The following is a 19,685-nucleotide window of genomic DNA, read 5'->3' as shown; positions in this document are numbered from 1 at the left end:
AGGAGACCTCGATGCAGCATGCCCGTGGACGGACCGGCCCGGTGCCGACCGTGCTCCCCGGGGCGGGTGACGTCCGTGCCGGCCGGGACAGATGAGGAGGGGCGCCGCGCTGGCGGCGGTGACGGTACTGTTGCCGGCGGCGCTGGTGGGGACGGCGGTGCTGGGGATCGCCGGCGCAGCGACGGCCGGGTGCACCGCCGGGGGCACGGGCGCGACGGGCGCGGCCGTGAGCGCGGACACCGCCGCAGTGGCCTCGGCGGTGCGCACCGTGCTGGGGAACGGGCCCGCAGAGCGGGTGCACGTCCCGGGGCTGTCTGACCCTGCGCAGCAGGTTCCCAACGCCCGCACGGTGCAGGCGACCGGCGTGGCGATGCACGTCCCGGCCCGCGGCCAGGTGGTGGCGCTGGCCACCGCGCTGCAGGAGAGCGGTCTTCGCAACCTGCCGTACGGGGACCGGGACTCGCTCGGCCTCTTCCAGCAGCGGCCCTCGCAGGGCTGGGGGACGGCCGGGCAGATCCTGGACCCGGTGCACGCCTCGGCCCGCTTCTACGCGGCGCTGCTGAAGGTGCCGGGCTGGCAGCGGCTGACGGTGGCCCGGGCCGCGCAGGCGGTGCAGCGCTCCGCCTTCCCCGGCACGTACGCGAGGTGGGAGCCGCTGGCCGGCGCCCTGCAGCAGGTGATCGCCCCCACCCTCGCCCCCGTCGGCTCCGAGGGCGGCTCCAGCAGCGGCCCCGTACAGGTGGCAGACCTGGGGCCGCTCGGCTGCGCGGACGGGACGAACGCCGCGGGCCCCGAAGGGGTGCCGCCGGGGTCGCTGCCGGACGGCTACACCGTCCCGGCCGACGCCCCGCCGCAGGTGCAGGCTGCGATCCGGTGGGCGCTGGGCCGCCTCGGCACCCCGTACCAGTGGGGCGGCAGCTGCACCGCACCCCGCGGCGCCGACCCGATGGGCCGCTGCGACTGCTCCTCGCTGGTGCAGCAGGCCTACCGGGCGGGCGGCGTCCCGCTGTCGCGCACCACGTACACGCAGGTCGGCGAAGGCCGGGCGGTGTCCGTGGACGCCCTGCGGCCGGGCGACCTGCTGTTCACCGAGGGCACGGCCGCCGCACCCGGCCACGTGGGGATGTTCATCGGTGCGGGCCTGGTGGTGCACGCCCCGCACACCGGCGACGTGGTGCGCATCGCCACCCTCGCCTCCTGGCGGCCGCGCGTCCTCGCGGCCCGTCGCGTCACCGGTCCCTGACTCCCCTCCCCCTCAAGTCCCCGCCGCGGCCCGACCGGTCCGCTGTGCCCCCCAGCCCCTCCCTCCTGATGCAAAGGAACCCCTTCGTGCCCCTGCTCGACCATGCCCTCGGCCGCGCCCTGATCCTCGCCTACGACCCCGGGGTGGCACCGAAGTCCGGCGGTCTGCCGGGCCTGGACGTCGTGAGGAACACCATGGGCTCGCTCAACCTGTTCGGCATCATCGCCGTGGTCGGCGCGCTGTGCGCCTCGGCCGTGGTGTGGGCCTGGGGCCACCACTCCGGGTCGCACGCGGCGGAGGCCAAGGGCAAGCAGGGCGCGGTGGTGTCGGCCGGCTGCGCCGTCCTGCTGGGCGCGGCCAACGGCATCGTGTCGTTCTTCTCCACGCTCGGCACCCAGGTCCACTGATGGACGGCACACCTGCCGGCGACGCCCTCAGCCGGCGCCGCCGGGCCGGCATCGGGCTGGTGCTGCTGCTCGTGCTGACCGGACTGGCGGCCCTGTCGGCCTGGACGGTCCGCGACGACAGCCGGGCCCCACAGCGCGCCGCAGAAGGCCGCCCGGCTGGTCACGGACGTGCTGGCCCCGGCGAACCTGGTGATCGCCCTGCTGCTGGTGATCGGCTGGCACAGCACCGGCGGCATCGTCGGCGTCGGATGGGGCCTGCTCGCCGCGCTGTTCTGCGGCGTCGTCCCGCTGGGCATCATCCTGCGCGGGGTGCGCCGCGGCCGGCTCACCGACAAGCACATCCGCGTCCGGCGCCAGCGCCTGGTGCCGATGGGCCTGAGCCTGCTGTCGGTGGCCGCCGGCATCGTCCTGCTGTACGCGCTGCATGCGCCCGCCGAGGTCTCCGCCCTGGTGGTGGCCATGCTCGTCGGACTGGTCACCTCGCTGGCGGTGACGACGGGGTGGCAGATCTCCATCCACAACGCGGTGGCCGGCGGCACCGTGATGATCCTGCTGCTCGCCTACGGTCCCGCCGCGCTGCCCGCCGCCCTCGCCGCGGTCGGCATCGGCTGGTCGCGGCTGGTCCTCAGGGCCCACACCCTGCCCCAGGTCCTCGCCGGCACCGCCCTGGGCGGCGTCTCCGCCCTGGTCTTCGCCCTGCTGCGCTGAGCCCCGGCCGGTTCGGTGCCCGTGGCGTCCGCCCGGACTGGCGTGGCCGCTCCGGGGCATGATCGGGCCATGGAGATGCAGACGTGGGCGAGGTCGGTGGCCCGGGCGGAACTCGCCGACACTCTGCCGCGCCGGTGGGCCCATTCGTGCGGTGTGGCGCGCCGGGCGGCCGAGCTGGCCCCGGTGCTCGGCAGCTCGGCCGACCTGTTGGCGGCGGCCGCCCTCCTGCACGACGTGGGATACGCCCCCCGACTGGCCACGACGGGCTTCCACCCGCTCGACGGGGCGCGCTTCCTGCGCGACGCCCACCGGGCCGACGAGCAGCTGGTGCGGCTGGTGGCCCACCACTCCTGCGCCCTGCTGGAGGCCGAGGAACGCGGACTGCGCGAGGTGCTGGAGGCGGAGTTCCCGCTGCCGCAGGAAGGGCTGCTGCTGGACGCGCTGGTGTGGTGCGACATGACCACCACCCCGGGCGGGGACTCGACGGACGCCGGCGACCGGGTGGAGGAGATCATCGGCCGCTACGGGGCGGACAGCTTGGTGGGGCGGTTCATCCGGCGCGCCGCGCCGCAGCTGTTCGCGGCGGTGGCGCGCACGGAGTCGGTGCGGGCCGCTCAGCCCAGATAGGGATAGGAGCCGGCAAGGTAGTCGGCGATCTGACGGCGCATGCTCGGGTGGATGTCGTAGCCGTCCAGGTCCGCGGGGTGCACGAAGCACACGCCGTCGGCCTCGTCGTTGACCGTCGGCTCGCCGCCGACCGGCCGGCCCAGGTAGGTGTTCTCGTACTGCTGGCGGATCTCCCCGTCGCTGTAGGCCACGATGTGGCACGGGTCGCTGTACACGCCGAGGAAGCCGGTGATCTCCGCCAGGATGCCCGTCTCCTCCCGGCATTCGCGCACCGCGCACTGGGCCGCGGTCTCGCCGATGTCCTGTGCCCCGCCGGGCAGCGCCCACTGGCCGGTGTCACGTCGGCGCTGCAGCAGGATCGCGCCGGCCTCGTCGACGACCAGCAGGTTGCTGGCGGGGATCAGGGTGTTGGCCTTCGGCGCGTCCGGGTCGTGGTAGTACTCGGTCCTGCCCATCGGCGGCGCTCCCTACTGGTGCTGGTCGGACGTCCAGGGCCGGGCTCCGGCCCACACGGCTTCGAAGCTCTGAGCGTAGGTGGCGAACCAGCCGGCGTCAGCGGTTCGCCGGAGGTGCAGCAGGGGGTTGGCACTGGCGGGCTGACCGTAGACGTGCGGGTTGACGAGCAGGTTGTCGTCGTAGCGGAAGAGCGAGTTGTACAGCGTGGTGTCGTGCAGCCGGACCTCGCAGCCGGCGACGGGCAGCAGTGGCCGGTAGTAGGTGAGGGAGGCGCGGATCTTCGCCGCGAGGGTGTCGCCGATGCCCTCCTCCCGGCCGCGCAGGGCAGCCGCCCCGCCGCCCGGATCTCCGAAGCACAGGCGGATCTGCACACCGGCGGCCGCGCGTTCGGCGAGCATCCGGGCGACGTGCGGATTGGACTGGGCGAAGAAGGTGCCCGAGAAGACGAGGACGTCGATCTGCCGCCGGGCCTCCCGCAGGAGGGCCAGCCAGGTGTCGCGGGGCACACTCGCACGGTCCTGGTGGATCCCGACCAGTTCGCCGTCCGGCCCGGCGGCGGACGGAGCGGACCGGGCGCGGGGCGGGGGCGGCCAGAGCGAGCCCTCCTCGACGCCGAGGTACTGGGCGACCCGGAATCTGTGCCGCGGATGGGGCACCCTCCCGCCGAGCCAGCGGCCGACGGTCTTCGGATCGACCCCGCAGGCCTCGGCCAGCGACTCCGGGAGGACACCGCACCGGGTGAGTACGGAGTGAAGCCGCTCGTTCACGGAGGCCATACAAGCCGACTTCCCGGCGGACCTGCAAGGGTGCGGCCGGGCCTCCGGTGCCGGCCGCGACGGAGCGGTGCCTACGCTGGCGTCATGCGCCTCATCGTCCTGTGGGACATCGACCACACACTCGTCGAGAACGCAGGGGTGAGCAAGGAGATCTACGCCGCGGCGTTCACCGCCCTGACCGGGCTCGCGCCGACGGCCCCCGCCTCGACGGAGGGCCGGACGGACCGCGCGATCATGCGGGACATGTTCCGGCGGCAGTCCGTGCCGGAGCCGGACTGGCCGGAGGTCGAGGCAGCCCTGGCCGCAGCCGGGCGGGAGCGGTTCGGCGAACTGCAGCGGCGCGGAAAGGCCCTTCCGGGGGCGCGCGGCACTCGAGGCGGTCTCGGGGCGGAACGGCTGGGTCTCGACGGTGCTGACCGGGAACATCGCTGCGAACGCCCTGGTGAAGTTGTCGGCGTTCGGCCTCGACACGCTGCTCGACCTGCCGGCGGGTGCGTACGGCGCGGATGCGGAGGACCGCCCCGACCTTGTGGCCGTCGCCCGCCGGCGCGTCCACCGGACGCACGACCTGCCGGAGGACACTCCCCTGGTGCTGGTCGGCGACACCCCGCGGGACGTCGAGGCCGCCCTGACGACGGGTTCCGGGATCCTCGCGGTGGCAACCGGCGTCCACGGCCCCGAGGAGCTGCGGGCGGCCGGTGCACCTGTGGTTCTTCCCGACCTGGCGGCGACAGGCGAAGTCCTGCGCCTCCTGGGGACGTTCGCGGCGGGCTGAGAACGTCCCGGGACGTCCCGCAGCCGTCCCCGTACGCGGTGACGGCGTCCTCGCCCGCCCCGGCACCATCAGGGCTCGAACACGATGACCGGCCTGGCCGGCCCTCGCCCGCAGACGCTCGCGGGCGGGTGTCCGGGCAGCCGGCATCGCGGCGGGGAGCGGATGCGCTGCCGGATGGCTGCGTCCTCGGACGGCACCCCGCAGAACCGGTCCGGAGTACGCCGAACGGAGGGCCCATGACCGAGTCTGCCGCCGACCCTCGGCTCCCGGCGCCGCCGCCGGGCCACCGCTATCTCGACTTCCTGGGCGGGACGGCCCGGCTGGTCCGGGAGGACACCTGCCGGGGGTGCTTCATGAACACGGCCGAGCACACGCTTCCCGACATCCTCGCTCCCGTGTACGACGACGGCGTCGTCACGGTCCGGCAGGACGCGGAGTGGGCCGTCCCCGGGTTCCTGGTCGTCGGCGTCCGTCCGCACATCGGGGCGCTCGACGGGATGGAGCTGCCTCTGGTGGAGCGGGTCGGCCGGGTCCTGCACTTCGTCCGGTTCGCCATGCGGGTACGGCTGGGCCTCGACGCGGTGCAGATGTACCAGGAGGAGAAGCTCGAACGGCCGCACTTCCACGTGTGGATGCTGCCGCTGTGGCCCGAGGCCATGGCCGCCCACGGGATCAACCCCCGGATCTACGAGTCGAACATCGCCCGCTACCTGGCGCTGTTCACCTTTGAGGAGCACGAGGCCGCGATCCGGTGGTGCGCGGACGAGGTACGCAGCCACCTCGCCGGAGTCCCGGAGCTCGGATCCGGCACGCACCGCAGGTGACTCCGTCCGGGGCCGCCGCTGCCGACGGGCCCGTCCCGCTGCGGCTCCGCGCCCGGCACCCCGCGGACCGCCCGACGTCAGGCCACTGCACCGAGAGGAGCCTGCACCGATGCATATCGCCCATGTCGCCCCGCTGTGGGAGAGCGTCCCTCCCCGCGCCTACGGGGCCGTCGAGTCCCTGGTCGCCGAACTCGTCACCGCGCAGGTACGCGACGGGCACCAGGTGACCGTCTTCGCGTCCGACGACTCCAAGGTGGCCGGCACCCTGTACGGCGCGGGGACGGCGGCACTGCACGCCGACCCGCGGATCCGGGAGCCGGAGGTGCACCGGATGCTCCAGCTGCAGCAGGTGCGCGACCATGCCCGCGAGTTCGACGTCGTGCACTCGCACGTCCACTCCGACACGGGCTGCCTGGCCGTACCCGCACTGCGGGGACTGGCCGTGCCGGTGGTGCACACCGTGCACTGCTTCTTCAACGAGGACAACGCGCCTCTCTTCCGCCGCTTCGCCGACGAGCGGTACGTGGCAGTCAGCGACGACCAGCGCTCACGGCTGCCGGGGCTCAACTACCTGGCCACCGTGCACCACGGCATCGACGCGGCTGCGTTCCCCTACCGGGCCACGCCGGCCGGTCCGGACCGCTATCTGGCCTTCCTCGGCAGGATCCGTCCGGAGAAGGGCGTGCACGTGGCCATCGAGGCCGCACGTCTGGCAGGCCTGCCGCTGCGGATCGCCGGCCGGGTCAAGGCAGCCGACCGGCCCTACTTCGAGGAGCAGGTCCTGCCCCTGGTGGACGGCGACCGGGTCGCCTTCCTCGGCGAGCTCGACTTCCCCCGTAAGGCGGCCCTGATGGCCGGGGCCGTCGGGACCCTGACGGCCCCGCTCATCCCCGAGCCCTTCGGCCTGGTCGCGGTCGAGTCGATGGCCTGCGGTACACCGGTGGTCTCCCTGCGCAGCGGGGCGGCGGCCGAACTCGTCCGCGACGGCGTCACCGGCTTCCTCGCCGACGACGCACGGCAGATGGCCGCCGCCGTCCGCCTCCTGCCGGCCCTCGACCGCGCGGCCTGCCGACGGCACGTGGCCGACGGGTTCTCCGTCCGCCGAATGGCCGACGGTTACGAGGAGGCCTACCGGGCTGCCGTCCGCCCGTGATCCCGGCGGCACGGCACCGCCCGTCCCCTCTCCCTGCGAACACGATGAGGCGTCATGCGCAGTGTGATCCTCAGCGCGGGCAAGAGCTGCTTCACGGTCTGCCCGGGCTGCTACAACCATTTCGGACGTACCGTCGTCGACACCCCGCGGGTGCTCGGCTTCGCGGCCGGCCTGTGCGACCGGTTCGGCCTGGACAAGATCACGGTCGGCGGCGGCGACCCGCTCAGCCGGCCCGACATCATCCCGCTGCTCACCGGCCTGCACGGCCTGGGTCTGCGGATCCACCTGGACACGGTCGGCACCGCCTTCCTCGGCAGCGCTCGCATCCGCTTCATGGGCAGCGGGGTGGCCGAACGGGTGCCGCCCGGCGAGGTCGCGGCCGTCGCCGACCTGGTCGGCATCCCGCTCGACGGCAGCACCGACGCCGTCCAGCAGCGGTTCCGCAGGCACGTGACCGTCTCCTCCCAGCTGGCGGTGCTGTCGCTGCTGGACGGGGTGGGCGCCCGAGTGTGCGTCAACACGGTGGTGCACGCGGGCAACCTGGCCGACGTCGTCGGCATCGCCCGCCTGCTGGAAGGACATCCCTGCATCAAGGAGTGGCAGCTGTTCCAGTTCATGCCGATCGGGCCGCTCGGCCACCGCAACCGCGAGCGCTACCGCATCGGCGGGGACGACTTCCGCCGCGCCGCCGACCTCGCGCTCGCACGTGCCCCCGAGGAGGTCACGGTCACAGCGAAGAGCGCCGGCGGACGCAAGCATCGCTACCTGCTCATCGACTCGGCCGGGCTGGTGTGGGCGCCGGAGCAGTCCCGGACGCCCTCCTGGCAGAACGAGGACGCCAACGACCGGCGCGACGTCGTCGGCGTCCTCACCGACCCCGACATCCTCGACCGGGTGGCCCGGCTGGAGGACGTGGGGCAGCGGGTACCGGCATGACCCGCGCCGACCTGCTCGTCGTGGCGGCCCACCCCGACGACGAGACGCTGTACTGCGGCGGGCTGCTCCACCGGACCGCCCTGCGGGGCGGCACCACGGTCATCGTCACCCTGACCCGGGGCGGCTCGGGGCGGACACTGGGAATCTGCTCCCGGCAGGACCTGCCCGCGGTGCGCGAGCTGGAGCTGCGACGTGCGGCAGCAGTCCTGGGTGTGGACCGCGTCGAAGTCCACGACCTGCACGACGGCGGTCTGGCGGGGGCCGCGGCCGAAGGCACCGCCGCGGTGCTGGACGCACTGCGCCGCTGGAGGCCTCGCCGGGTGGCGGGCTTCCCGCCGAACGGGATGAACGGGCACCCGGACCACTGCGCCGCACACCGGATCACCAGTGCCGCACTGGCGGCGTACGGCTCCGGGGTGCAGGTCCTGTGGACGACCGGCACCGCCCCGTACCGGGAACCGTCCCGCCCCGGCTTCCTCGCGCCGGAGGAGGTCGAGGCGGCCCGGCTGCCGGCGACGTGGCAGTTGCGGCTCGGGGACAGCCTGGAGGCGAAGCTGCGCGCCATGGGTCAGTACGAGACCCAGGCGCGCAGCGTGGCGAAGATCCTGCGGCAGTACCCGCAGACGGTGTTCGGCGAGGCGTTCCACCGGGCGATCGGCTGACCGGGCCGCCGCGGTGCGGCGGCGGACCGGCCGGCCGGGGCGGTGGCTACACCGCGACGGTCAGCAGCTTCCGGACGTGCTCGACGGCCTCGGCCACCGGAACCTTCGAGGTCTCGCCGGTGGCGCGGACGGTGACCTCGACGACGCCCTCGGCCAGACCGCGGGCACCGACCGTCAGGCGGTAGGGGATGCCGACGAGCTCGACGTCGCGGAACTTCACGCCGGGCCGCTCGTCGCGGTCGTCGAGCACCACGTCCACGCGCTCGGCGCGCAGCCGCGCGTACAGGTCCTCGGCGGCCGCGGCCACCTGCTCGTCCTTGCCGCCGAGGACGACCACGGCCACCTCGAAGGGGGCGACGGCGGCCGGCCAGACGATGCCCTTGTCGTCGTGGTGGGTCTCCACGACGGCGGCCAGGGCCCGCTCCACACCGATGCCGTAGCTGCCCATGACCGGGACCACCCGCTCGCCGTCGGGCCCGAGCACGGACACGTCCAGGGTCTCGGTGTACTTGCGGCCGAGCTTGAAGATGTGGCCCACCTCGATCGTGACCAGCACCTCCAGCGGCGAGCCGCACTGCGGGCAGGGCTCGCCGGCCGTGACCTCGCGCAGGTCGGCCCACTGCCGGACGGCGACGTCCCGCTCCAGGGACACCCCGCGCAGGTGGACCCCGTCGGTGTTCGCACCGGTGGTCATGCCGGTACGGCCGCGCAGCGCCTCGTCCGCGAGGACGGGGAGGGCGGTGACGCCGACGGCGCCGAGGCTGCCCGGGGCGGCGCCGAGGGCGTCCCGGATCTCCTCGGGGGTGGCCGGGCGCACGGCGGTGGCGGCGAGGGCGTCGACCAGCTTCTGCTCGACGAGGGCGTGGTCGCCGCGCAGCAGGACGAGGGTGAGCCGGTCGTCGACCACGTACACCAGGGTCTTGACCTGCCGCTCGGCCGGGACCCCGTGGAGGCGCGCCAGCTCCTCGATGGTGCGCGCGTCGGGGGTGTCGAACGGCTCGGGGGCGTCCGGGCCGGGGCCGTCCGCGACCGCGGGCAGGGCGGAGGTCGCCTTCTCGGTGTTGGCGGCGTAGCCGCAGCCCGGGCAGTGGACCACGAGGTCCTCCCCCGCCGGCGAGGGGCACATGAACTCCACCGACGCGCTGCCGCCCATGGAGCCGCTGGAGGCCTGCACGGCGACGGCGGGCAGGCCGAGCCGGGCGAAGATCCGCTCGTAGGCCGCCTGGTGGAGGTCGAAGGAGCGGTCCAGGCCGGCCTGGTCGGCGTCGAAGCTGTAGGAGTCCTTCATGGTGAACTCGCGCACCCGCAGCAGGCCGCTCTTGGGTCGGGCCTCGTCGCGGAACTTGGTCTGGAACTGGTACCACATCTGCGGCAGGTCGCGGTAGGAGCGCAGCTCCTGCGACAGCACGGTGAAGATCTCCTCGTGCGTCATGCCGAGGGCCAGGTCGGCGCCCTTGCGGTCCTTGAGCCGGAACATCTCCTCGCCCATCACCTCCCAACGGCCGCTGCGCTGCCAGACCTCCGCCGGGTGCAGGGCGGGCAGGACGAACTCCTGGGCGCCGATCGCGGCCATCTCCTCCCGGACGATGTCCATGATCTTGGCGCGGACGCGCACCGCCAGCGGCAGCAGGGAGTAGTGGCCGGCCATCAGCTGGCGGACGAACCCTCCCCTGAGCAGCAGGCGGTGGCTGACCGCGTCCGCGTCGGCGGGGTCCTCCCGGAGGGTGGGCACGTACAGCTGGGACCAGCGCATGGACCGGCAACCGTCCTCTCGGTGAAGCTGCGGGGTGTCGTGGCGGGGCTCACGCCGGCATCACGACGGGAGTCGCATTCTAATGGCGCGGGACCGCCCGACTCGCCCCGTTTTCGGGCCGCTCACGGGGGACGCACGAACGCCTGAGAGCCCTCGCGGCGCGATGCCCGGGACACGAACGGAGACGCGGATGCCCACGGCTGCACAAGGGCCGGACGGCAGCGACCGCTCGGTGGAGGCCGTCCGCCGCTACTACGACACCTTCGCCGAACAGGAGGACGACCGGCTGGCCAAGGACGTCGCCGGACGGGTCTCGTTCGAGATCCACCGCCGCTTCCTCACGCCCTACGTACGGCCCGGCCTGCGGGTGCTCGAGATCGGCGCCGGACCCGGCCGCTTCACCGCGGTCCTGGCGGCCTCGGGCACCCGCGTGGTGGTGACCGACCTGTCCCCCGTCCAACTACGCCTGAACGAGGCCCGTGTGACCGCGGCCGGCGCAGAGCACGCCGTCGAGGCCCGGCACACCCTGGACGTCCGCGACACGGACCGCTTCCCCGACGCATCCTTCGACCTGGTGCTCGCCTACGGGGGCCCCCTCTCCTATGCCTTCGATCGGGAGGCCCGGGCGCTGGCCGGACTGCTGAGGATCACCAGGCCCGGCGGGGCCGTGGTCGCCTCCGTCATGTCCCTGTGGGGGAGCCTGCGGGCACGGCTTCCCGGCGCCGCGCAGTTGGCCGTCCGCCACGGCACCGGCGTCACCGACGCCGTGGTCGGGACCGGCGACCTGCGCCACGTGCCCGGCATGGTGCACGTCTGCCGGATGTTCACCTGGGAGCAGGTCACCGACCTCGTCGCCGGGTGCGGGGGCGAGCTGCTCGCCGGGTCGGCGAGCAACTGGGCCAGTCTCGAGGATCCCGCCGTCCTGGCCGGCCTCGAACGCTCACCCCGCCTGTGGGAGCGCTTCCTGGCCTATGAGACGGCCGCCTGCTCGGCACTGGGTGCCCGCGACGGCGGGACCCACATCCTCTTCGCCGCCCGTCCCGGGGCGCACTCCTGACGGTCCCCTTCACCTGGGAAACAAGGGCGGGCAGGGCCGCCCCGCCCGGTGGCGCATCTGTCGACGGGCGGCGCACCGGGAGGTGCGTGAGCGCATTCACTGCGGGGCGCGGAGGAGAGCCCGCTGCGGTGACGCGAACCTGCCGTCGGCAGCACACCCACACTGCCGACCGCTCCTGCGCCTGCGTGCGCAGGCAGCAGTCGACGGCGGCACCCGCCAAAGGTTCTTCTCCTCCAGGAATCAATTTAGTGCCCTATTGTTGTCATCATGACGCAAGAAGAGTGGGGTGTGCAGCTCACAGCGCTGATCGCGGAGCAGGTACGCCGACTGCGGCGCGAGCGCGGGATGAGCGCGCAGGACCTGTCGGACGCCTGTGCGGCTCTGGGGTTCGCGATCCCGCGGGCGGTGTTCTCGAACCTGGAGACCGGGCGGCGGGCGTCACTGGAGGTCGCTGAACTGCTGGTCGTCGCGAAAGCACTGGACGTACCTCCCCTGGCGCTGCTGTTCCCGCTGTCGGAGCACGCAACGGTGGAGGCCCTGCCAGGGCAGGTCCTGCCGACCTGGGACGCCCTCGCCTGGTTCACCGGCACCGAGCACCTGGACACCCCGGCGCCGGCCGGTTCGGCACGAGCCGTGCTGGACGCCTTCCGGGAGCACGCCGAGACCGTGCAGGTCGCCCTCGCCTCCCACCGGCTTGCCGGCGAACGCCGCCGCCGGGCCGCAGCCGCAGCCGACCCGCGGCGCGGCACGGCCCATACCGCCGCGGCCGAGCAATTCGCACAACTGGCCGCCGAAGACCTGCGTCAGCTGCACACCCTGCGCGAGGAGATGCAGGCGCAGGGCCTGCCGCTCCCCGCCCTGCCGCATCCTCTGGACTCCGCAGACCTGAGTCGCGGCACTGACAAGGGCTGACGGGCCGAGCAGCACCCCCGGCGGGCCGACAGGACCGCCCCGCACGAAAGGACACCCATGGCCGATATCGACGACGTCTGGTGGCGGGAGGTCACCGACCCCGCCACCGGCACCACCAAACGGGTCAAGGCGGTCCGCCACGGCCAGCCGAAACGCTGGAGGGCCCGCTGGCGCGACGGGACAGGCGCTCAGCGCCAGCGCAGTTTCGAGCGGAAAGCCGACGCCGAACACCACCTGCGACAGGTCCTGGCCGAGCTCACGACGGCCCCTCGCGCCGAGGTCGACCCGCGGGCCGGCGCGGTCTCCCTGCGGGAGTACGTCGAGGTGGACTGGCTGCCGTCACAGGTCCACCTGCGGCCGAACTCGGTCGCGATGTACCGCTCGCACCTGAGGAACCACATCCTCCCGGCGTTCGGCCGACGCGAGCTGGCCTCCCTGCGCCGCCCGGACATGAAGCGGTTCGTCGCGGCCACCTCGGGCCGGCTGGCCCCGGCCACCACCGTCACCGTCTTCGCCATCCTGCGCAGCGTGCTGCAGGGCGCGGTCGACGACGGCCTGCTGTCGGCCAACCCGTGCTCGCGGGTGGCGCTGCCCCGGGTGGAGCCACGGGTCCTCAGCCCCCTGCGCGCCGCGCAGGTCCTGGCGGTCGTGCGGGAGATGACCCCCTACTACCGGGTGGCGGTGTGGATAGGCGCCGGCTGCGGCCTGCGGCAGGGCGAGGTGCTCGGGCTGACGCTGCCGCGCATCGACCTCGAGCAGCGCCGGATCAAGGTCGAGGAGCAGTTGCAGCAGGGCGTGCTCGTGCCGCTGAAGACCCGGGCCTCACGCCGGACGGTGCCCCTGGACGACGTGGTGGTCCGCTCGATCCGCGAGCACCTGGACGAGCGCCCGCCCCGGGACCACCAGCTGCTGGTGACCAACCGCAGCCACCGGCCGGTGCGCCGCTCGAACTTCATCCGCAGCTGGCGCCTGGCCGTGCAGAAGGCCGGCCTGCCCGAGGGCACCCGCTTCCACGACCTGCGGCACTTCTACGCCTCGACGCTGATCGCCGCCGGGCTGCACCCCAAGACCATCCAGGCCCGCCTCGGGCACTCGACCATCACCGAGACGATGGACACGTACGGTCACCTCTTCCCCGACTCCGAGGAGCACGGCAGGGGCGCACTCGACAGTGCCCTCGGCGCCTGACCGAAGAACCCGTGTGGGCCACATGTGGGCCAAGACCCGCCACGCCTCCGTAGACCCGCAGGTCAGGAGCGTGGCGGCGGACGAGTCGGCCTGTACGCCGGGTTCTGTCTCCCGGGGGCCTTGCGGCGCCCGGGGAGGCGGCCATCCATCTAGGGCTGCCGTTGCCGGCAGCCTCGTGCGGTCTACCCGCGGACTCGGGCGGGCAGCCCTCGATCATCCGCGCAGGGCGCCCGAGGGCACCCCATCTTGACCTTGCTCCGGGTGGGGTTTACCGAGCCGTCCGGATCACTCCGGCCGCTGGTGGTCTCTTACACCACCGTTTCACCCTTACCGGGGGCCGAGGCCCCCGGCGGTCTGCTTTCTGTGGCACTGTCCCGCGGGTCACCCCGGGTGGGCGTTACCCACCACCCTGCCCTGTGGAGCCCGGACGTTCCTCGGCGGGTCCGTGGACCCGTCGCGACCGCCCGGCCGGCTCGTCCGCCGTACGGCCATGCTATCCGACCCGGAGGGGGGCGGCCCGCCCGGGCGGGACGGCCGCGCGGCGGCGGGAGGGGCGGCGCGCCGCCGGGCGGTGCGCCGCCCCCGCGGCTCACAACCCGCGGCTCACACCCCGTCGGGCAGGCCGCTGCTGTCGAAGGAGCCGCTGTCGGATCCGGGGTCCTCGCCGTCGGACATGAACGCGGCCATCCCGTCCAGGTCCTCCGCGGTGAGCGGGGTCGCGTGCGGCGGCGCCTGCACCGGGGGCGCGGTGCGGGAGAAGGTCAGGCGGAGGGGCAGGTGGTCGCTCCACGACGCCTTCGGCTCCAGCCGGGCGAGGTCCACGCTGACGGAGGCGAGCGCGCCGTCCCTGATGAGGAGGTCGGCGGAGACCGGGCGGTCGGGGATCCCCTCCGCGGCGTCGGCGGGCAGGCCGTCGCCCAGGCCGGGGAGTCCGGGGGTTCCGGGGATTCCGGGGATTCCGGGCAGCCCGGAGGAGCCCGGAGCACCGGGGACCAGCGGCCGCACGGCCTTCTGCAGGTCGCGCACCAGGGTGCGGGCCGGGGCCGAGACGACGACGCGGTCGGCGCCGCCCTCCGTGCCCTTGTCCTCGAAGGAGACGTCGTCGGCGAGGACCGCGCCGACGGCGTCCAGCAGCCTCCGCTGCGCGGCGGGGTCCGGAGAGGGGCCCGTGGAGGGGGCGCCGCCCGCCTGCCTGCGGGCCGCGTCGGTGCCCCGTCGCAGGAGCGCCGGGTCGAGGGAGATCCACTCCCCGTGCAGGGCCTTGCGGAACGTGCCGAGCTCCGGGGGGATGTCGGACTCCATGGCGTCCATGTCCCCCGGATCGGCGCCGACCAGGGCGGCGAAGGCGTCGAGGTCGACGCGCCCGTACATCCGGCCGTCGACCTGGCGGACCTCCACGAGCACCCCTCCGTCCCTGCGGCGCAGGGTGCAGGAGAGGTCCACCGAGCGGTCGCCGGACAGTCCGGCCGTGCCGGGCGCCACGACGCCGGACCTCAGCGCGGGGACGTCCTTGAGCGGGCGGTCGGCGGAGACCGAGAAGGCGAGGCGCAGATCGGCGAAGGACTCCGCGTCGCGCTGCCCCATGGAGTCCCCGGACAGCCCCGCGAAGGCGCGGAGCTGGGCGGGGGTGGCCTGCAGGGAGAGCTCGCCGGCGAGGGTGCGGCCGTCGGTCAGCCGCTCCGCGGCGGAGTGCACCTTCTCGGCGGCGGACAGCTGCCGGACGGTGCCGCAGCCGGCGGTACCGGCGGCGAGGAGCGCCGCGCACCCGGCAGCGGTGAGGGTCGTGCGGGCGGCCTTGCGTATGGCGGTGATGACGGTTCTTCCCTCTGTGGGCGCAGGGGCGGGCGGACCCCGGCGGCGGGCGTGACGGCGCAAGGAAACCACAGCGCCTGCACCGCGGCACCGGGATTTCCCACGGCCGTCAACGTAGCCGGGGGCTGTGACAGACGGACCGTTCCGGCAGGGGCGGGACTCCACGGCGAGGGGTCCGCGGCCGGGGGTCGCGATCGCGCTTCCAGCCGGGACCACTCGGGTGACGGTCCGTCAGGAGCGGCCGCGGAGGGCGGCGGTGATGCGGTCGAGGGCGGCGGCGTCGTCCGGGGGGAGCGCGAGCAGCGCCTCCGGGGGCTCGCCGAGGATGCGGTCGGCCTCGGCGGCGGCGGCGCGGCCGGCCTCCGTGACACTGACGATCTTGGCGCGGCGGTCCTCGGGGTGCGGGGTGCGCTCCACCAGGCCGCGGCGGGCGAGGTCGTCGACGACGACGGTGGTGTACGGGGCGTCGGTGGCCAGGTCGGCGGCGAGGGCGCGCAGGGTGGCGGGGGCGGCGGCGAGGCGGCGCAGGGCCTTGATGCGGACGAAGCTCATGCCGAGGGCGTCGACGACCTCGCGGCGGCGGTCGTTCTCCTCCAGGACGAGGGCGCGGAGGTTGTGCCAGGTGCGGGCGGCAAGGGCGCGGCGGGCGGCCGAGGGGGCCCCGGCCCCGGCCCCGGTGGGAGCGGACGCGGCGTCCCCGGACTCGGTGCCCCCGGCTCCGGTGCCCCCGGCTCCGGTGTCCGCAGCCTCGGTGTCCCCGGCCCCGGCGTCCGCGGCTCCGGCGGCCGCGGAGGGGCGGGCCCGCGGCGGGTCCGGGGCGGCGGGCGCGGAGGCGGGTTCGTCGGACGTGGTCACGTGCGGGCCGGCGCCTTCCGGTGGTCGGGGTCGAGGCGGGCCGCCACCTCCGCGGCGGTCCGTCCCGCCCAGCGGGTGGAGGTGATGATACCGAGCACGAGCACCGCGGCCCCGCAGCCTGCGGTGATCCACCAGCCGACGTGGCTGGCGGCCGGGAAGCCCTGCGCGAAGGGCCCGGAGACGGCGGAGACGGCGGCCGTGCCGATGACGGCGACGCCGAGCGACTGGCCGACCTGGCGGCTGGTGGAGGCGACGGCCGCGGCGACGCCCGCCCGCTCCCGGGGCATGCCGGAGACGGCGGCGTTGGTGATGGGCGCGTTGACCATGCCGAAGCCGAGGCCGAAGAGCGCGTAGGCGGTGAGGAGCAGCGCGGCGGAGGAGTCGGCGGTGAGCGTGGTGAGCAGCAGGGTGCTGGCGGTCATGGCGACGCCTGCCGTCAGGAGCGGCAGGCGCGGGCCGGAGCGGCCGACGATGCGGCCGGAGAGCGGGGCGCAGAGGAGGGTGAGGACGGCCATGGGCAGCGTCCACAGGCCGGCGCGGACGGGGTCGTACCCGCGGACCTCCTGCAGGTAGAGGGTGTTGAGGAAGAGGAAGCCGCCGAGGGCCGCGAAGGCGCAGACGGCGGTGGCGGTGGCGCCCGCGAAGGGGACGCTGCGGAAGAAGCGCAGGTCGACGAGGGGTTCGGCGCGGCGGCGCTCCCAGGACAGGAAGGCGGCGAGGGCGCCGGCGGCCGCGCAGGCGGGGGCGAGGACGGCGGGCGAGGTCCAGCCGCGGCCGGGGCCCTCGATGATCGTCCAGGTGAGGGAGCCGAGGAGGACGGCGACCAGCAGCTGGCCCACCGGGTCCGGGCGGCGGGGGTGCGGGGCGCGGGACTCGGGGACGTACGCGGCGGTGAGGGCGAGCGCGGCCAGGCCGACGGGGATGTTGACCCAGAAGATCGAGCGCCAGCCGGCGGACTCCACGAGCAGGCCGCCGGCGACCGGCCCGAGGGCCATGCTGACGCCGACCACCCCGCCCCAGACGCCGATGGCCTGGGCGCGTTCGCGGGGGTCGGTGAAGGTGTTGGTGATGATCGACATGGCGACCGGGTTGAGCATGGAGCCGCCGACGGCCTGGAGGGCGCGGAAGGCGATCAGCCAGCCGAGCCCGGGGGCGAGGCTGCACAGCAGCGAGCCGAGGACGAAGAGGGCCAGGCCGGTCTGGAAGGTGCGGCGGCGGCCGACGCGGTCGGCGGTGGAGCCGGAGAGCATCAGCAGCGCGGCGAGGACGAGGGTGTAGGCGTCGATGACCCACTGCAGGCCGGAGGAGGGGGCGTGCAGGTCGGTGCGGACGGACGGCAGCGCGATGTTCACGACCGTGACGTCGAGGCCGACGATGAAGAGGCTGAGGCAGCAGATCGCGAGGACGAGCACGCGGCGCCGGCGGGTGGGCACGGGGGCGGGTGCGGCCTCCGGCGCGGGGCCGGGGGCGGACGCGGCGCGAGGGGCGCTTCCCGGGGCTGCTGCGGCGCGGGGGTCGGGCACGGACACGGGCGGGCCACCTCGAAGGTTGGGTTCGTACAACCGTTGTGACCGTACAACTTCCCGTGGGCGGGCACCAGGGGCGGCGGCCGTGCCCTGCGGCCGTGCCCTGCGGTCGGGCGCCCCGGCCGGCGTCTCCGGCAGGAGGCTCCGGCAGGGGTGTCCGGCAGGGGTGTCCGGCAGGGGTGTCCGGCAGGCGCGTGCGGTCGGGCGCGTGCGGTCGGGGGTGTGCGGGCCGGGGACGCCGGGTCGGGGGCGTCCGGCGGGGTCTTCCGGACGGCGCGGTGCGCGACGTAGGTTGTCGGGATCTTGCACCGCCCGCACGGTCCGGCGCCCCCCGCACCGTCCCGCACCCCCGGAGCACGACGTGACAGACACCGCCTCCCGCCACGACGCCGTCATCGTCGGCGGCGGCCACAACGGCCTGGTCGCCGCCGCCTACCTGGCGCGGGCCGGCCGCCGGGTCCTGGTGCTGGAGAAGCTCGGGCAGGCGGGCGGCGCGGCCGTCTCCACCCGGGCGTTCGCCGGCGTCGACGCCCGGCTGTCGCGCTACTCGTACCTGGTGAGCCTGCTGCCCCGGAAGGTCGTCGCCGACCTCGGCCTGCGGGTGGAGCTGAGGCGGCGCCGCATCTCCTCGTACACCCCCGCCGTGCGCGGCGGCACGCCCACCGGCCTGCTGGTCGACGCGGCGGACGGCGCGCGCACCCGGGAGTCCTTCCGGGCGCTGACCGGCTCGGACCGGGAGTGGGAGGCGTGGCAGCGCTTCTACGGGACGACCGCCCGGGTCGCCGAGCGGGTCTTCCCCACCCTCACCGGCCCGCTGCCCTCCCGCGAGGAGCTGCGGCGGACGGTCGGTGACGGCGCGGCGTGGGAGGCGCTGTTCGAGCGGCCGCTCGGCGAGGCGGTGGAGGAGGCGTTCGCCGACGACCTGGTGCGCGGCGTGGTGCTGACCGACGCCCTGATCGGCACGTTCACCCACGCCCACGACCCCTCGCTGCTGCAGAACCGCTGCTTCCTCTACCACGTGATCGGCAACGGCACCGGCGACTGGGACGTGCCGGTCGGCGGCATGGGCGCCGTCACGGGTGCGCTGGAGGAGGCCGCGCGGGCGGCCGGCGCCGAGATCCGCACCGGCTGCGAGGTCACCGCGATCGGCGGCGGCGACGGCCGCGGGGACGCGGAGGTCTCCTACCGCGGCCCGGACGGCGAGGGGGTGGCCGCGGCCCGGCACGTGCTGGTGAACGCGGCGCCCGCCGTCCTGGACCGGCTGCTCGGCGAGGAGCCGTCCGGGCCCGCCCCCGAGGGCGCCCAGTTGAAGGTCAACATGGTGCTGCGGCGCCTCCCCCGTCTGCGCGACTCCTCCGTGGACCCGCGCGACGCCTTCGCCGGCACCTTCCACATCGCCGAGTCGTACGGGCAGCTGGAGGCCGCCTACCGCGAGGCGGCGGCGGGCCGGGTGCCGCAGGCGCCGCCGTCGGAGATCTACTGCCACTCGCTCTCCGACCCGTCCATCCTGGGCCCGGAGACGGCCGGGCAGGGCGCCCACACCCTCACCCTCTTCGGCCTCCACCTGCCCGCCCGGCTCTTCGGCGACCCGGGGGCGAAGCAGCAGGCCCTGGACGCGACCCTGGCGCAGCTGGACGCGGTCCTCGACGAGCCGCTCGCCGACTGCCTGGCGGTCGACGCCGACGGCCGTCCGTGCCTGGAGGCCAAGACGCCGCTCGACCTGGAGCGCGAGGTGGGGCTGCCCGGCGGCCACATCTTCCACCGCGACCTGGCCTTCCCGTACGCGGCCGACGGCGGCCGCGACGGCTCCCCGGCCGCCCGCTGGGGGGTGGCCACCACCCGCCGCAACGTGCTGCTCTGCGGCGCCGGGGCGGTGCGCGGCGGCGGCGTGAGCGGCATCCCCGGGCACAACGCGGCGATGGCCGTGCTGGAGGACGGACCGGCGGCGTAGGGCGCGGCCCGGCTCCCGGGCGGCACGGGGTGCGGCCGCCCGGGCCGGTGGGGGGCGGCGGGCG

At 74.8% G+C, this 19,685-nt stretch carries 18 protein-coding genes, 1 other RNA gene and 1 pseudogene; 13 read left to right on the top strand and 7 right to left on the bottom strand.

Annotation, left to right across the window (positions count from 1 at the left end; translation table 11 throughout):
- The first annotated feature begins 91 nt into the window (after positions 1–91).
- From ACFY07_RS11355 to ACFY07_RS11340, 4 genes are all read left to right on the top strand, one after another.
- The gene (locus ACFY07_RS11355) at positions 92–1,243 is read left to right on the top strand and encodes a C40 family peptidase (RefSeq protein ID WP_390868441.1); all 1,152 of its coding nucleotides are present in this window, start codon (positions 92–94) and stop codon (positions 1,241–1,243) included.
- An 86-nt stretch (positions 1,244–1,329) separates the two neighbouring features.
- A complete protein-coding gene (locus tag ACFY07_RS11350) occupies positions 1,330–1,650 on the top strand; it encodes a DUF6112 family protein (RefSeq protein ID WP_390868440.1) in 321 nt (106 codons plus the stop codon).
- A gap of 168 nt (positions 1,651–1,818) precedes the next feature.
- A complete protein-coding gene (locus ACFY07_RS11345) occupies positions 1,819–2,358 on the top strand; it encodes a phosphatase PAP2 family protein (RefSeq protein WP_390868439.1) in 540 nt (179 codons plus the stop codon).
- Between the two features lie 69 nt (positions 2,359–2,427).
- Positions 2,428–2,985, top strand: a complete 558-nt coding sequence (locus tag ACFY07_RS11340) for an HD domain-containing protein (RefSeq protein WP_390868438.1) — start codon at positions 2,428–2,430, stop codon at positions 2,983–2,985.
- Here ACFY07_RS11340 and ACFY07_RS11335 read toward each other — a convergent pair.
- Together ACFY07_RS11335 and ACFY07_RS11330 are read right to left on the bottom strand one after the other, a co-directional pair.
- On the bottom strand, positions 2,973–3,440 hold the full coding sequence (locus ACFY07_RS11335) for an NUDIX hydrolase (RefSeq protein ID WP_390868437.1): 468 nt from the start codon (positions 3,438–3,440) through the stop codon (positions 2,973–2,975). The two genes, ACFY07_RS11340 and ACFY07_RS11335, sit on opposite strands and share 13 nt — an antisense overlap.
- A 12-nt stretch (positions 3,441–3,452) precedes the next feature.
- Complete coding sequence (locus ACFY07_RS11330) at positions 3,453–4,208, bottom strand: XRE family transcriptional regulator (protein ID WP_390868436.1); 756 nt, start codon at positions 4,206–4,208, stop codon at positions 3,453–3,455.
- Positions 4,209–4,301: 93 nt separating this feature from the next.
- On the opposite strand from ACFY07_RS11330, the pseudogene ACFY07_RS11325 reads away from it, so the two are divergent.
- The 5 genes and pseudogenes from ACFY07_RS11325 (at position 4,302) to ACFY07_RS11305 (ending at position 8,567) form a co-directional block, all read left to right on the top strand.
- A pseudogene (locus ACFY07_RS11325) lies at positions 4,302–4,992 on the top strand (HAD family hydrolase).
- A 236-nt stretch (positions 4,993–5,228) separates the two neighbouring features.
- Positions 5,229–5,816, top strand: a complete 588-nt coding sequence (locus tag ACFY07_RS11320) for a hypothetical protein (RefSeq protein WP_390868435.1) — start codon at positions 5,229–5,231, stop codon at positions 5,814–5,816.
- 109 nt (positions 5,817–5,925) lie between these two features.
- Entirely contained in the window at positions 5,926–6,969 is a 1,044-nt protein-coding gene (locus ACFY07_RS11315) for a glycosyltransferase family 4 protein (protein ID WP_390868434.1), read from the top strand.
- Positions 6,970–7,023: 54 nt separating this feature from the next.
- Complete coding sequence (locus ACFY07_RS11310) at positions 7,024–7,905, top strand: radical SAM protein (RefSeq protein ID WP_390868433.1); 882 nt, start codon at positions 7,024–7,026, stop codon at positions 7,903–7,905.
- Complete coding sequence (locus ACFY07_RS11305; protein WP_390868432.1) at positions 7,902–8,567, top strand: PIG-L deacetylase family protein; 666 nt, start codon at positions 7,902–7,904, stop codon at positions 8,565–8,567. The genes ACFY07_RS11310 and ACFY07_RS11305 overlap by 4 nt, the downstream gene beginning before the upstream one ends.
- Before the next feature lie 46 nt (positions 8,568–8,613).
- On the opposite strand, the gene ACFY07_RS11300 is transcribed toward ACFY07_RS11305, so the two are convergent.
- A complete protein-coding gene (locus tag ACFY07_RS11300; RefSeq protein WP_390868431.1) occupies positions 8,614–10,320 on the bottom strand; it encodes a proline--tRNA ligase in 1,707 nt (568 codons plus the stop codon).
- Positions 10,321–10,510: 190 nt separating this feature from the next.
- On the opposite strand from ACFY07_RS11300, the gene ACFY07_RS11295 reads away from it, so the two are divergent.
- The 3 genes from ACFY07_RS11295 (at position 10,511) to ACFY07_RS11285 (ending at position 13,477) form a co-directional block, all read left to right on the top strand.
- Complete coding sequence (locus ACFY07_RS11295; RefSeq protein WP_390868430.1) at positions 10,511–11,377, top strand: class I SAM-dependent methyltransferase; 867 nt, start codon at positions 10,511–10,513, stop codon at positions 11,375–11,377.
- Positions 11,378–11,644: 267 nt separating this feature from the next.
- The gene (locus ACFY07_RS11290) at positions 11,645–12,289 is read left to right on the top strand and encodes a helix-turn-helix domain-containing protein (RefSeq protein ID WP_390868429.1); all 645 of its coding nucleotides are present in this window, start codon (positions 11,645–11,647) and stop codon (positions 12,287–12,289) included.
- Between the two features lie 57 nt (positions 12,290–12,346).
- Positions 12,347–13,477, top strand: coding sequence for a tyrosine-type recombinase/integrase (locus tag ACFY07_RS11285; protein WP_390868428.1), 1,131 nt, complete (start codon positions 12,347–12,349; stop codon positions 13,475–13,477).
- 77 nt (positions 13,478–13,554) lie between these two features.
- Here ACFY07_RS11285 and rnpB read toward each other — a convergent pair.
- The 4 genes from rnpB to ACFY07_RS11265 all read right to left on the bottom strand — a co-directional run bounded on the left by rnpB (position 13,555) and on the right by ACFY07_RS11265 (position 17,577).
- Positions 13,555–13,953: RNase P RNA component class A (rnpB, locus tag ACFY07_RS11280), an RNA gene on the bottom strand.
- 127 nt (positions 13,954–14,080) lie between these two features.
- Positions 14,081–15,352 carry a hypothetical protein gene (locus tag ACFY07_RS11275; RefSeq protein WP_390868427.1) on the bottom strand — a complete coding sequence of 424 codons (1,272 nt, stop codon included), beginning with the start codon at positions 15,350–15,352 and terminating at the stop codon, positions 14,081–14,083.
- 168 nt (positions 15,353–15,520) lie between these two features.
- Positions 15,521–16,144: a MarR family transcriptional regulator gene (locus ACFY07_RS11270; protein WP_390868426.1), complete on the bottom strand. Its 624-nt coding sequence runs from the start codon at positions 16,142–16,144 to the stop codon at positions 15,521–15,523.
- The gene (locus tag ACFY07_RS11265) at positions 16,141–17,577 is read right to left on the bottom strand and encodes an MFS transporter (protein WP_390868511.1); all 1,437 of its coding nucleotides are present in this window, start codon (positions 17,575–17,577) and stop codon (positions 16,141–16,143) included. The genes ACFY07_RS11270 and ACFY07_RS11265 overlap by 4 nt, the downstream gene beginning before the upstream one ends.
- 454 nt (positions 17,578–18,031) lie before the next feature.
- Between ACFY07_RS11265 and ACFY07_RS11260 the strand changes: the two genes are divergently transcribed.
- A complete protein-coding gene (locus ACFY07_RS11260) occupies positions 18,032–19,621 on the top strand; it encodes a phytoene desaturase family protein (RefSeq protein WP_390868425.1) in 1,590 nt (529 codons plus the stop codon).
- Positions 19,622–19,685 lie beyond the last annotated feature (64 nt).

Source organism: Streptomyces sp. NPDC001380, from assembly GCF_042895785.1.
Lineage (GTDB): Bacteria > Actinomycetota > Actinomycetes > Streptomycetales > Streptomycetaceae > Peterkaempfera.
Note: the sequence above shows the minus strand (reverse complement) of the source record. Positions and strands in the feature narration are given on the sequence as shown.